The organism is Vibrio pomeroyi, assembly GCF_024347595.1.
GTDB lineage: Bacteria > Pseudomonadota > Gammaproteobacteria > Enterobacterales > Vibrionaceae > Vibrio > Vibrio pomeroyi.
Genome location: NZ_AP025506.1, coordinates 1,239,539 through 1,253,479 on the forward strand (window position 1 = coordinate 1,239,539; position 13,941 = coordinate 1,253,479).

11 protein-coding genes are annotated in these 13,941 nt (G+C 42.1%); 7 read left to right on the top strand and 4 right to left on the bottom strand.

Annotated features, from left to right (window positions below):
* The first annotated feature begins 92 nt into the window (after positions 1 to 92).
* Positions 93 to 1,397 (top strand): ATPase, encoded by a 1,305-nt coding sequence (locus OCV12_RS05560; RefSeq protein ID WP_261885558.1) that lies wholly within the window; start codon positions 93 to 95, stop codon positions 1,395 to 1,397.
* Between the two features lie 362 nt (positions 1,398 to 1,759).
* Positions 1,760 to 2,602 (top strand): formate transporter FocA, encoded by an 843-nt coding sequence (gene focA / locus OCV12_RS05565; RefSeq protein WP_048614492.1) that lies wholly within the window; start codon positions 1,760 to 1,762, stop codon positions 2,600 to 2,602.
* 355 nt (positions 2,603 to 2,957) lie between these two features.
* Here the strand turns inward: focA and OCV12_RS05570 are convergent, their stop codons facing one another.
* The gene (locus OCV12_RS05570; protein WP_261885559.1) at positions 2,958 to 3,752 is read right to left on the bottom strand and encodes an ABC transporter permease; all 795 of its coding nucleotides are present in this window, start codon (positions 3,750 to 3,752) and stop codon (positions 2,958 to 2,960) included.
* Between the two features lie 437 nt (positions 3,753 to 4,189).
* Here OCV12_RS05570 and torE point away from each other — a divergent pair, with 437 nt between their 5' ends.
* Genes torE through torA form a run of 3 tightly spaced genes read left to right on the top strand, consistent with a single transcriptional unit; the run spans position 4,190 to position 8,090 of the window.
* Positions 4,190 to 4,372, top strand: coding sequence for a trimethylamine N-oxide reductase system protein TorE (torE, locus tag OCV12_RS05575; protein ID WP_010440051.1), 183 nt, complete (start codon positions 4,190 to 4,192; stop codon positions 4,370 to 4,372).
* Positions 4,373 to 4,421: 49 nt separating this feature from the next.
* Positions 4,422 to 5,603 (top strand): pentaheme c-type cytochrome TorC, encoded by a 1,182-nt coding sequence (gene torC, locus OCV12_RS05580; protein WP_261885560.1) that lies wholly within the window; start codon positions 4,422 to 4,424, stop codon positions 5,601 to 5,603.
* A gap of 24 nt (positions 5,604 to 5,627) precedes the next feature.
* Positions 5,628 to 8,090, top strand: a complete 2,463-nt coding sequence (gene torA / locus OCV12_RS05585) for a trimethylamine-N-oxide reductase TorA (protein WP_261885561.1) — start codon at positions 5,628 to 5,630, stop codon at positions 8,088 to 8,090.
* A gap of 347 nt (positions 8,091 to 8,437) precedes the next feature.
* On the opposite strand, the gene OCV12_RS05590 is transcribed toward torA, so the two are convergent.
* On the bottom strand, positions 8,438 to 9,652 hold the full coding sequence (locus OCV12_RS05590; protein ID WP_261885562.1) for a putative manganese transporter: 1,215 nt from the start codon (positions 9,650 to 9,652) through the stop codon (positions 8,438 to 8,440).
* A gap of 201 nt (positions 9,653 to 9,853) precedes the next feature.
* Here OCV12_RS05590 and OCV12_RS05595 point away from each other — a divergent pair, with 201 nt between their 5' ends.
* Positions 9,854 to 10,759, top strand: a complete 906-nt coding sequence (locus OCV12_RS05595) for a manganese-dependent inorganic pyrophosphatase (protein ID WP_017630461.1) — start codon at positions 9,854 to 9,856, stop codon at positions 10,757 to 10,759.
* 141 nt (positions 10,760 to 10,900) lie between these two features.
* Positions 10,901 to 11,290, top strand: a complete 390-nt coding sequence (locus OCV12_RS05600; RefSeq protein ID WP_261885563.1) for a DUF2750 domain-containing protein — start codon at positions 10,901 to 10,903, stop codon at positions 11,288 to 11,290.
* 96 nt (positions 11,291 to 11,386) lie between these two features.
* Here the strand turns inward: OCV12_RS05600 and OCV12_RS05605 are convergent, their stop codons facing one another.
* On the bottom strand, positions 11,387 to 12,322 hold the full coding sequence (locus OCV12_RS05605; RefSeq protein WP_261885564.1) for a glycosyltransferase family 2 protein: 936 nt from the start codon (positions 12,320 to 12,322) through the stop codon (positions 11,387 to 11,389).
* Positions 12,315 to 13,907 carry a hypothetical protein gene (locus OCV12_RS05610; protein WP_261885565.1) on the bottom strand — a complete coding sequence of 531 codons (1,593 nt, stop codon included), beginning with the start codon at positions 13,905 to 13,907 and terminating at the stop codon, positions 12,315 to 12,317. The genes OCV12_RS05605 and OCV12_RS05610 overlap by 8 nt, the downstream gene beginning before the upstream one ends.
* Between the last annotated feature and the right edge of the window lie 34 nt (positions 13,908 to 13,941).

Genomic DNA, 13,941 nt, shown 5'->3' on the forward strand with positions numbered 1-13,941 from the left:
GAATGATGTTTATTGCTAAGTGGTTGTAATATATTGTGGGACTAGAAATATATTGCATTCAGCTAATATTGAATAAAAAAGGAAATGCATCAGTGAGAGCGAACAAAGTAGCATTAGTTATTAGTATGCTATTTGCTATCTCAGGTTGTCAAAGCACACCCTCAGAGCAGACAGACGCGAACCAAACCACGAACAACAATGAATCAACCGTAGAGGTCCGTTCTTTCCAGTCTGTCCAAAGCGTTTATTCCGAATGGGAAGTTAAGCTTGAAGACCATGCTCAATTGTCTCTCTATGCACCAGAGAATTACAATGAATTGTTAGACGCATGGGACGATGCTGAAAGCATTTATGCGGACTTACTGAAAGACGAATCTCGCCTGACGAAGAGCTACTCGATTTTTTCCAGCCTAACTTACGCTGAAGCTTTTGATGAAAAAATCGCTTTGATCAAATCGAACTATGATTCGATCTTAGCGCTTAAGAAAAAGGCTGACCGAGTATTAGCCGATTCGATTGTACAAATGGATTACCTTAAGTTTCTTGGCGCAGATACCATGTTTACGTCGAGCTATAAAAGGTTGTATTCAGAATACAGCGAGCTGTTCGAGTACGTACTAGTCGACGAGCTTGAAGATGCTCAAGAAGCTCAAGTTGAATTCCTCAATAACGCTCGTTTGCTTGAAGTGAAAGTGGCACACAAGAAATACATTGAGCCTTTGAAGGATGAATTAGAGTTTTTAGAAGATGAAGACTTTGATGACGTTGTTCCATTAACGTTTGCTAAGGCTGCTGCTCAAATCACGTTGGCAGAAAACCAAGTGAAAGCAAGCCCACGTGAAAAGTCGATCATCCAAGACGCAGTTCAAGCAGCCGAGTTTGAATTGAACCACGTGCGCAGCGTCGCTCATGAAGTGAAAGTGCTGGCGAGTGTGAAAGGGGACAAGTTCGAGCAGTCGGTATTGAACGCTGAGAACCAGTTGCTGAGTATTTCACAAGTGGTGAATGATGAAGATTACCGTGACGTTGTGCTGCGTATTCAGTCTCAAAAGATTGTAGAGAGTGTCAAAGCGTTAAAAAGCTCAGACATGACCTCTTTATTAAAGTCAGAGATCGAAACGTTGACTGAGCAATTAGCTAAGCTTGAAAGTGAAAACCAGCAACAAGCACAGCAATTGTCTGAAGCGACCAAACACAATCAGCTATTGGATGAGCAGGTGACTAAGAGTGATGCTCATATAAAAAGCTTGGAAGAGTTGGTGGATAGCTTGAAAAGCTTAGGTGGTAAGGTAGCGAATGAAAGCGATTCCGACGTTACGCCAACTAACGTTGAATCTAACCTCGAAGATGCGGCTTTAGATCAATCATCAGAAGAAGTGATTGAACCTTCGGTTTAGCATAACCAATGTCTTTATTTGTGACTGACTTAAAAGCGCCTTAGGGCGCTTTTTTACGTTCTGTTGATCTATGTCAAAATCTGAAAATAAAAGCCTTCAAAACAGGTCTATAGTGTACGTCATTCTTTTGGTTTTAACGTAACTTGTTGATATTTATAGATGTGTTGTTTTTATCGTTAGTTTGCTTTCATTCATCAGACTTTTCTTTTTACTACTAAAGTCGTAAGAAATTCCAATATCATTGGAGGTTTGGCGTTTTCTTAGTTGTTGAAGGAAATTCGAGCATAAAATAGCTCTTGAATTAAGAAATGAAAGAGAGGATTATCGCGCTCCCGACGACATGTTTCAAAATGTAAATCATCATGAATCTAAACCAATTTGACTCATTATTACCGCCACAAATGGCTGAGCGCGCTGCAGATATTGGCGTAGGTAAAGCAACCAAAGATCCAATCAAATCTTTTCTCCTAGCGATTTCAGCTGGTATCCATATCGGTATTGCGTTTGTGTTCTACACCATCGTTACCACCGGTGCTGGTGATTTGCCATGGGGCATTACACGTTTATTAGGTGGCTTGGCATTTAGCTTAGGCTTGATCCTCGTTGTTGTGACTGGCGGTGAGCTGTTTACTAGTTCGGTGTTAACTCTGGTGGCGCGCGCAAGTGGCAAGATCACTTGGCGTACACTCGTTAAGAACTGGGCGACAGTTTATGTAGGCAACTTGATCGGCGCTTTGTTGCTGGTGGCTTGTATGTTGCTGACCAAACAATACATGTTTGACCACGGCCAAGTGGGCTTAAACGCGATGGCGATTTCCCAACATAAGATGCACCATGATTTCATCCAAGCTATCGCACTAGGTATCATGTGTAATGTATTGGTTTGTATCGCAGTATGGATGACATTCAGTGGACGCACATTGACCGACAAAATCGCGGTAATGATTCTACCTGTTGCGATGTTTGTATCAGCAGGTTTTGAGCACTGTATTGCCAACATGTTCCAAGTTCCATTAGCAATCGGCATCAAGACGTTTGCCCCTGCTGAGTTCTGGACGATGACGGGCGCTAACCCTGCGGATTACGTTGACCTGAACATGATGGACTTTCTGATGAACAACTTGCTGCCCGTTACTATAGGTAACATCATTGGTGGCGGTATCTTTGTTGGTATGTGGTACTGGTTAATCTACCTGCGTGATTAATATAGATGACGCGATCAACAGTGATTGCGTGACAAGTTCAGTCGACGAGAGTAGTTAAAGCTCAGCGAAACAATTGAATTGACATATGACACTTACAAGACGGTCTGCATTGCAGGCCGTTTTTTATTTGTGGAAAACCATTCCTTTTGTTGCTCTGTTTGTCACCTGAAGAGACAACAGCATTGATCAACATGTGTGCATATGTCTTTGAAATTACCCAAGGATCAATAGCAATGATCTTTCTAATGGTCGAAATGGACAAAAAAGGATCTATATTGATTTGGTTATCCACAGTTTCTGTGGATAACCTGTCTCAAATTCAGTGAGTAACCAGATCTAAGGGGGAGTGGAGAGGCTATTTTGCTGGTTTTATTTGAGCGAGAACTCGACCTTCTTTTGTCAGAGAAGTCTTCAATGAGAGGTGAAGAGCCAGTGCCAAAGAGCAGCTCATCATCACGAAAATAGCCAACATGATCATCAGTTGATATTTAATGGCGATCATCGGTGAAGCGCCTCCTAAAATCTGACCAGTCATCATGCCTGGCAGTGTCACTAAGCCTGTGGTCGCCATAGAGGCCATAATTGGAGACATTGCTTTCTGTATCGCGTTACGTACAAAAGGCGTAGCAGCGTAGGTTGGAGACGCACCTAGCGCGATTGCCGCTTCATATTCTGATTTCTGCGTTTCAAAAGCACCAAACAGGTTCTGCAATGCCACTATATTACTGCTTAAGCTATTGCCCAATAACATACCTGCAATAGGGATAAGGTATTGCGCGTTGAAAACCGGTGTCGGTTTAATGATGAAAAAGCAGATAAACAAGACGATGGGTACACAGGTTACGGCAAGGCTAACGGCAACAGGCGCTAATAATAGCTGCTTTGGTAACCTAGACTTCTCAACAATCGAGCTCGCACCGACAATTATCATGGCAAACAGCCACAACAAATTGACCCACAAACTGTTCAAGGTAAACAAATACTCTAGGTAAAGACCCACAAGAAACAGCTGAATAACCATGCGAATGATGCTGATAGAGGCTTCTTTTCCAAGGCCGAGTTTCAGCTTGTGGTTGATGGCAATGGGCAGAAAGAGAAGTGAACTGAAGAACAACAACTGCCACCAAGATATATCAATAACGTCTTGCATAGTGCTTCCTTTTAAGTAGGCCTCCATCATATCTGAAAGTGCCAAATGATGTATTTCAGCTTCAAACCCGTCGATTCAAAAAGTGCTCAATTATTTAACAACCAAAGTACAAAATATTGGTTGTTTAAGGCATTTTTAGCTACTACTTAGTAGGTAAAACGTTAAAATTGGTTACAATAAGGTTGTGTGAGTGTTGGAATTTAACATTTGTGAAATATACTTAATTCTTCACATTTGTTAATACTTTTTAATAACTTTGTTTAACTAAAAACAACTTTGGATGAGCTCAAAAAAGTATTGATTAGCAAGGGTTATAAGGGGAGATTTGATTGAACCCTACTTTGAGTATGGTCTAAAATTTGTTGTTAGATACTCAAGAACTTTAGCCCCATAGAATGGGTTACTCGAAATTACTAAATACAAAATAGGCAAAATGTATGAGTGATGTTAAAAAAATTGAAACTGGCGAAAAACGCTCGCTGGAGTGGAAGTCATTCCTCTTCATTGCGGTGGTTCTCTTTCCAATATTAAGTGTGGCTTTTGTAGGCGGTTACGGCTTCATAGTTTGGGCACTACAAGTATTCGTATTCGGACCTCCTGGTGCTCACGGCGGCATGTAATGCCCTCTAGTAACAACTTTTTTTAAACCAATATTTAAGAGAGCTAAACATGAAATCATTTTTAGTGAAATTATGGCGCACAATGACTCGCCCAGCAGTACACATCAGTCTTGGTGTACTAACAATGGGTGGCTTTATCGCCGGTGTTATTTTCTGGGGTGGCTTCAACACCGCTCTAGAGCACACAAATACAGAAGAGTTCTGTGTAAGCTGTCACACCATGCGTGACAATGTATACGTAGAACTGCAAGAAACGGTTCACTGGAAAAACACTTCTGGTGTACGTGCTACTTGTCCTGACTGTCACGTTCCACATGAATGGACAGCAAAAATTGCTCGTAAGATGCAAGCATCTAAAGAAGTATTCGCACAAGTATTTGGTGACCTAGACACACCAGAGAAATTCGAAGCACGTCGTATCGAATTGGCTAAGCATGAATGGGATCGTTTCTCTTCGAACAAATCTCTAGAATGTAAAAACTGCCACAACTACGATTCAATGGATTTCGAAAACATGCGCCCAACAGCGCGTATCCAAATGAAGAACGCGGCAGAGCGTGACCAAAGCTGTGTTGACTGTCACAAAGGTATCGCACACAACCTTCCATTAGATATGGACTCGGCAAGTGGTATCGTTGGTGAGCTAGAAAACGTTGCGAGCAGCACGTCTTACTCTGAAGGTAATGATGTGATTTCTATTCGTCACCTTCCTCTATACACAGACGAAACTGCAGAAGTTGAAGCTGGCCTACTAAGCCCTGCAAGTAAAGTGGCTATCGTTGGCGAGAAAGGCGACATGATCGAAGTTAAGATCGACGGTTGGCGTAAAGCGAAAGGCTTCGGACGTGTAATCCAAGAAGACTTCGGTATGAACATCTCTACTGCAATCCTGACTAAAGAAGTGTCTCAAAGTAACGGCATTACTATTGGTGAGAAGAAAGAAGATGAGTTAACAGGCCTTCCTTGGGAAGAAGTTGACCTAACACTTTGGATGAAGAAAGAGTCTATGATTGGCGACTACGCACCGATTTGGGATGCAGCTGGTCAAGCTTACCAATCTAACTGTTCAACGTGTCACTCACAGCCAGATGAAGCTCACTTCAGCGCGAACGGCTGGGTAGGCATGCTAGATGGTATGATCGCATTCGTTAACTTCGACACAGATACAGAAGCACTTGTTCTTAAGTATCTACAGAAGCACTCATCAGATTTTTCTGAAGGCCATCACTAATAAGACGTCAATTGGAGTAACACAATGGCAATTACAAGAAGAAGTTTTCTGAAAGGTGTCGCTACCACAAGTGCGGCATCTGTTATTGGCCCAAGCTTATTGGCGTCAGCGTCGGCTTCAGCAGCAGAAACAGAGGGAACTTGGAAAGTATCAGGTTCTCACTGGGGTGCATTCCGAGCTCGTGTTTACGCGGGTAAAGTACAAGAAATTAAACCTCTAGAAATCGATCAGCACCCAACAGAAATGCTGAAAGGTATCAAAGGTATTATCTACAGCCCATCACGTGTGCGTTACCCAATGGTTCGCCTAGATTGGTTGAAGAAGCACAAATACAGCGCAGACACGCGTGGTAACAACCGCTTCATTCGTGTGACTTGGGACGAGGCACTAGACCTTGTTTACCGCGAACTAGAGCGCGTACAGAAAGATTACGGTCCATGGGCGCTTCACACAGGTCAAACTGGTTGGAGACAAACAGGTCAGTTCCACAGCTGTACGAACCACATGCAACGTGCAATGGCACTTCACGGTTACTCTGTGAAGAAAATCGGTGACTACTCAACAGGTGCTGGTCAAACGATCATGCCTTACGTGCTAGGTTCTACTGAAGTTTACGCACAAGGTACATCTTGGGAACTTATCCTAGAAAACAGTGACAACATTGTTCTTTGGGGTAACGATCCAGTGAAAAACCTTCAAGTAGGTTGGACATGTGAGACTCACGAGTCGTTCGCATACCTAGAACAGCTGAAAGAAAAAGTTGCTAAGAAAGAGATCAACGTTGTTTCTGTTGACCCTGTTAAGAACAAAACAGGTCGTTACCTAGAAAACGAGCAAATGTACATCAACCCACAAACTGATGTGGCGTTCATGCTTGGTGTTGCTCACGTTCTTTACAACGAAGACCTATACGACAAGAAGTTCATTGAAACTTACTGTCTAGGTTTTGAAGACTTCATCAAGTACGTTCAAGGTGAAACGAAAGATAAAGTTGAGAAGACACCAGAATGGGCTGCAGAAATCTGTGGCGCAAGCGCTGACTCAATCCGTGAATTCGCTAAGATGCTGGTTAACGGTCGTACACAGATTCTTGTTGGTTGGAGTATCCAACGTCAAGAGCACGGTGAACAGCCTTACTGGATGTGTGCAGTTATCGCAGCAATGGTTGGCCAAATTGGTCTTCCAGGTGGTGGTATCTCTTACGGTCACCACTACTCTGGTATCGGTGTATCTTCAACTGGCTTCGCTGCTCCGGGTTCATTCCCGCTGAACATCGACCAAGGTCAATCGCCTAAGCACACTAACACTGATTACAACGGTTACAGCCGCGTAATCCCTGTTGCGCGTTGGGTAGATAGCTTGCTAGAGCCTGGTAAGAAGATCAAAGCAAACGGCGCAACGGTGACACTGCCTGACATCAAGATGATGGTATTCAGTGGTAACAACCCGTGGCACCACCACCAAGATCGCAACAAGATGCGTAAAGCATTCAAGAGCCTACAAACTGTAGTGGCTGTTGATTTCGCTTGGACTGCAACTTGTCGTCACTCTGACATCGTGCTTCCTGCATGTACTCAGTGGGAACGTAACGATATTGACGGTTACGGTGCATACTCTGGCCGTGGTTTGATCGCAATGCACAAGCTAGTGGATCCTCTGTTCCAGTCTAAGACTGACTTCGAGATCATGTCTAGCCTGACTAAGCGCTGGGGTCGTTACGACGATTACACGCGTGGTATGGACGAAATGCAGTGGGTTAAATCTCTGTACGACGAATGTCGCGCTTCAAACGAAGGCAGCTTTGAAATGCCTGAGTTCACTGAGTTCTGGGAAAAAGGTTTCCTAGACTTTGGTAAAGGTAAGCCATGGACTCGTCACGCTTCATTCCGTGAAGATCCAGAGATCAACGCACTAGGTACGCCTTCTGGTTTCATTGAAATCACAAGCCGTACAGTTGGCAACATGGGCTACGAGCACTGTCAAGAACACCCAATGTGGTTCGAGAAATCTGAACGTTCACACGGTGGTCCAGGCTCTGACAAACACCCGTACTGGCTACAATCTTGTCACCCAGACAAGCGTCTTCACTCACAGATGTGTGAATCTGAAGAGTGGCGTGCAACTTACGCGGTACAAGGCCGTGAGCCAATCTACATCAACCCAACAGATGCTAAGAAGAAAGGCATCAAAGATGGCGATGTAGTACGCGTTTTCAACGACCGTGGTCAACTACTAGCAGGTGCTGTTCTGATGGATAGCTACGCTCCTGGTGTTGTACGTATCGAAGAAGGTGCTTGGTACGGTCCGATCAACGAGAAAGTGGGCGCGCTAGATACATACGGCGATCCAAACACACTGACTCAAGACATCGGTACGTCTGAACTTGCTCAAGCAACGTCAGCAAACACATGTTTGGTTAACTTCGAGAAGTTCCAAGGCAAACTGCCTCCAGTAACTTCATTCGGTGGTCCAATCGAAGTTGCTTAAGCCTCTCGCTTAAGAGCTGAGATTAAAGCTTGAATTAAAGCCCCTGTAAGCGTTCTTACAGGGGCTTTTTGTATTTCTGATATCTGTACAGAGATTTCTAATTAAGTCATGTAGTCGCGTTTATGAGGGCTTTCTACCGGGGAGCTATAACGTATAGATTGAGATAAATTGCACAAGTAACGTGGTAACAGCTATGGAGCAAAGGAAGAGGGTGTTTTGAAGGGGCTCTCTTAAGAACTAGGTCGTCGAAAGCAAAAAGGCCGATACAAAGTACCGGCCGATTAGAAACCTATGGAGTGAAGCCTAAATCTTGAATAAAAACTTGAGTTTTGAATAGAAGCTTAAGCCTACATTTCGAACATAAACCAATAACCGTATGCACAGATCAAAGCGGGCACACTCGAATACAAGGTGGCGATAAGCGCTGCTTTCGGTGCCATGGCAATTGCAGGGAATAACGCGTCACCATCATTTGAAATCGCATTACCAACCTGAGCCGAAAGTGGCAGCGCACCCGACAGGTACAAGCTAGTGACCAATAATTGTGGACCACAGCCAGGTAGCAAACCCATCAACACGCCCGCCAGGGGGAGCATGATCCCCCAACTTGAGAATAACGTCGCAAAATCCACATTTGCTAGCACAGAACCAAATTCGAAGAAAAGAAAGGCAACCACAACCCACGCTGTGACAAAGTTGGTGTCTTGAGCGGTTTTTTGCAGTGGATGAGAGCCTAAACATTTCTCATCTTCACTTACTGCTGATTTGTAATCTTCAATTTCTCGAGTCAGGCCCCATAGAAACATGGAGCTAATCAGTAAAATTGTTCCCGCCCATTCCATCGACATTTCAGGCAACGCGAGTAACTCGTTGACGTCCACTTGAAAAGAGCCAAGTAGGGCCACTGCAGCGCCGGGAATAATCAGCACCGACCATAGGTAGCCTTGCAGGTTGATCGCCTTTTTAGAGACGGATTCTTTGTCTTGGGATTGAGATGAGCACCTGCGAACAGCTTCATTTTGCTCAGCCTGTTTTGGACGTAAGAAGTCATCCGCATGGAATAGGTTAATGATTCGACCTGACGCCGTGCCCACAATTACGCCCATCGCCATCATAGCTAAACCGGTTTTGGGTTCACTTGCTATCAACAAGAAGGCAGCATCGCCCATGGTGGAGACTAGCACGGCCACAACCGCACCAAACCCGAGTTTGCCGGATATAAATTGCGTGGTCACCACAATCGCACCGCCACAACCGGGTAAAGCCCCCATGAGTGCAGCAAATACTACTTGGTTTGAACGAGACTGATGCACAAGCTTGTTGAAGACGTTGTCTTTGTTGATGTAAAGGCTTAACCAGTGGTAAATCGCCAAGGTTAAAGCAACATAGCAAGACACTGCCCAGAACGCGTCTGACAGAGTGGTCACCGTCAATTCACGTGTAGCGGGAGCTGCCACAAGAGCGGCAAGTGAGATAGGTAATAGCAGTCGCTTAAATGACAGTGAAAACTGAGTTGTTTTCGAAGCACGACTGCTTGGCAAAAAAGAGATTAGACGATCCATAGGTGTTACTCAAAATTAGTGGCTTAAGATAAATATATACGAATGATAATAATTATCAATTGCATTTGTTGTTTTTTTATCTATTGTTACTATTGGCTAAACCTAGGAAACATGACCAATCTAAAAAAATGAGGTAAAGTATGGCTAATAAAGAGAGGCTCTAAAGGTAGAGTCATAATTGTTAGTGTAATAGGAAGAAACATGATTTTAGTTGTTGGTCACAAAAACCCTGATAGTGACAGTATTTGTAGTGCGTTAGTTGCAACAGAGCTTCTTAAAGCTCGTGGCGAGGAAGCGACACCAATTCGCCAAGGCGAGATCAACCGCGAAACTCAACACATTCTAGAAGTCGCTGGTGCTGAAAAGCCAGAGCTTCGTACTTCTGTTGCTGGTGAGAAAATCTGGCTAGTTGACTACTCAGATCTAGCACAAGCACCAGACGATGTTGCTGATGCAGAGATCGTAGGTATTGTCGATCACCACCGTCTAGGCGACGTGATGACAGTAAACCCAATGGAAGCTTGGATCTGGCCTGTTGGTTGTACAAACACTGTACTTTTCAACATGTTCAAGATTGAAGGTCACGCTATCTCTCAACAAATCGCTAAGCTAATGATGTCTGCAATTCTTTCAGACACCGTTGGTTTCGCATCTCCAACATGTACTCAAAAAGACAAAGACGCGGTTGCTGAACTTGCTGAAATCGCAGGTGTAGAAGACGTTGATGCATTCATCAAAGCACTTCTAATCGCTAAAACAAACATCGAAGGCCTATCTGCTGCACAGCTAGTAGAAAAAGACCTTAAAGGTTACCCATTCAACGGTCGCGATGTTGTTGTTGGTCAAGTTGAGCTTGCGACTCTTGAGCAAGTAGACGGTATGATCGAAGCTCTAGAAGCTGATCTTGAAGAGCGTTGTGAGAAAGACGGTCTAGCATTTGCTGCGGTAATGCTAACTGACATCACTACTGCGCAAACTCGTCTTCTTTACAAAGGTGAGTGGGCTGAGAAATTGGTTAAGCACGAGAAAGACGGCGTATTGATGATGGAAAATACACTAAGCCGTAAGAAGCAAGGCTGGCCTTGGCTACAAGGTGAGCTTGTTTAATCAAGTCACTTAAATAATAAACGCCTGCTTATTTAGCAGGCGTTTTTCTTTGAAGTAGCCTTTCTTCTCAATAGAAATATTTGAAGTTAATACTACTCAGCATAAGATGAACAAAGTTACTGACTAACGTAGGAAATTAAGATGACTACACAGCTAGACGATAAAAAAATCGCTGAAATTAATAAGTATACGGGTGAGCAACGCCTTAAATACTGTGTGAAAGAAATCGTAGCAAACCGTGAAGTATGGATCTTAACCGATGAACACGGTTGTGTAATGCTAAACACAGAAGACGAAGACTGTGTTCCAGTATGGCCAAACCAAGAGTTCGCGGAGTCGTGGGCAACGGGTGATTGGTCTGAATGTAAAGCTAAGTCTATCTCATTAAACAAATGGGACAGTCGCTGGACTAACGGTCTAGAAGACGATGAACTTGCTATCGTGGTATTCCCGAACGAGCAAGAAGAAGGCGTTATCCTGTTCCCTGATGAGTTCGACTTCGAGCTGAAGAAGCAGGCTGCTAAGCGATAATCTTCTCGTAACATCATAAGTCAGCGTTGCCTTCTGCTAGGCAGCGCTTTAGTTCTGTTTTATTACTTCAGCTCTCCGAAGAAAATAGAACTAACTTTATTTTTTCTTAATCGTCTTATCTTTTATTAGGTATATTGGCCTAGATTTGGTCTCCATATAGATTCTGCCTATGTACTCCCCTAGAACACCTATACTGATCAACTGAACTCCGCCAAAAAATACAATCGCAACAAATATGGAAGCAAAACCATCTGTATCACCACCCGTAATGAGCGTGTACAGTGTAATATACCCTCCATATATAAAAGCGATACTAGAGAAGATAAACCCAAGAAAGCCCCAAAATCGCAGTGGTACAATACTAAAGCTTGTTAGGCCATCTAAAGCATGACAAATAAGTTTTGTATAATTGAATTTTGTATTTCCAGAATGGCGCGCTACTCTGTCAAATTCAATGATAGCAACATCGTAACCGACCCATGATAATAACCCTTGCATGTATCGGGAGCGTTCTTCCAAGGTATTAATAGCAGAAACAACATGTTGACTCATTAATCGGAAATCCCCAACATTTGAATGAAGATGCTGGTCTCCGACCTTGTCCATCAAGTAATAGTAGAAGGTTGCTGAGTTTCTTTTAAGCCAAGAATCTTTTGATCGACTACCTCGCTTAGCGAGCACTATGTCTTTACCTGATTGCCATAGTTCGATCATTCTTGGAATTAGATTGGGTGGATCTTGCAGGTCAACATCCATTGGTATTACGGCGTCCCCTTTAGCGTAATTGAGTCCTGCTGTCAGTGCTGCGTCTTTGCCAAAGTTTCTCGTGAAGGATATAAACTCAATGTTGTTATATTCTTCCTTAATTCGTTTGATTTTTATCAAAGTAGAATCAATAGACCCATCATCGACAAATATTATCTCGAAGTCATAATCCAAATTGTCAAAAATTTTCGATATTTCTGATGTAAAAGGAAGTAAACTATTTTCCTCGTTAAATACAGGGCATATTATACTGATTAGTTTACTCATCTAAAATCCTTTTGTAGATTGTAAACTCCATATCTCTGTATTTTCTAATCATGATGGTATCAAATATTTCGTATTTATTTAATTCTTCAGAGATTACAGAGCTTGACCTAATGAAGTCTATAAATGAAAACCCTGACGGCAGCCTTTTAAGTTCTTCACTTGTTTCTATGATTATTATTTCAGGCGAATTAGACACTATGTCATTTTTTATAGATTCTATTACTAGCTTTAAAACCTCTTTGCTTTCCTCATTCTCACTATTAACGTGGTTAGGCAATGACCACATCGCAGGAAACTTGTTAACCCATTGCAACTGGCTATGCCTAGCTATCGAATTTATAGGGTAAAGTGTTGTCGTTATTGCGAATACTTTATCTTGAGGAATAGAAGACAATGCTATTGAATTAAATAGAGGTGATAAATGACGGTTTTCCTCGTTATCCAAAACGATATTAACTAAGCTGTCGATGTTGTTGTGATTGACGGACAATCTGCTGTTTGGCAGGACATTGTAGTAACTCATGCTATGTAAATAAACAAGGGAACAAATGGCTAAAGATAGAGGTATTATATCTTTTAATCTTCGTTTGCTGCGTAAACTAGCGAATGATGAATACATAAATAAAAAAACAAAAAATAAGGCTAGATTAGCGGTTAGGAGTAAGTGGTAGCTGAATCCGGTTCTGCCTATTAAAAAAGTTACAATAGAAGATAGATATATCAAAATAACATAAGTAACTGTAGTCATTAGAGGTGAGTTACGACTGTGTGTATAGATAAATCTTAATGGAAGAAAAGATACGAGTAGTAGGATAATAGGTAATAAGAAAAGATCTTCTATTGAAATAAAATAAGACGAGTATGATGTAGAGGCTAATGGAACCACTGTCGAAAAATACGTTTCATGGTTAAAGTAAACAAACGACACATAGACTAAACCAAGTAACAATATTAAAAAATTTTCTTTCCTGAACAGTGTTTTAATGGATTTTAAATGATAGGAAAGATAGAGCTCAGATACTAAAAAGACTATTGAATATTGTGGTTTTAATGAGATCGCCAAAGCTATAATTAGAATGTTAGCAACTATAACTTTTTTATTCGGACTTACTCCTAGTAGCCTTATTGATATCATGCTGCAATATGAAAGGAACGAACCGGTGATGATGTGTTCTCGTTGAAGAAAGTCATTAGGGAAAGTAAAGAAAAGACAGAAGGATAGAGTTAAGGCGATTAATAATCCATTTTTTATGTTAATAAAATTGTATAGTATTATACTAGAGCATAAAAATATGTAGATTAACATCCCCACTCTTAACGCTGATATATCATTGATATGTAAAACAGAACCAATTGAGATGAATAGCTTGTAAATATAAACAATGAGAGGGGGATTAACTTCATAGAATTGAAGGTAAAAATCACTACCTTCTGAATAAATAGCCATTTGTGATAAGAAAGAGACATCCGCATTTAGAATCATGGATGACTGGATGTAAAAAGCCTGAACGGAGAATAGAAAAATCAGGCATATACCTAAATTATAAGATCGCCACTTAAAAGGCTGTTTGATTTGGTCTTCCAAGCGGTCTCCTTTCCTTTTAATCCGTTTAAACTAT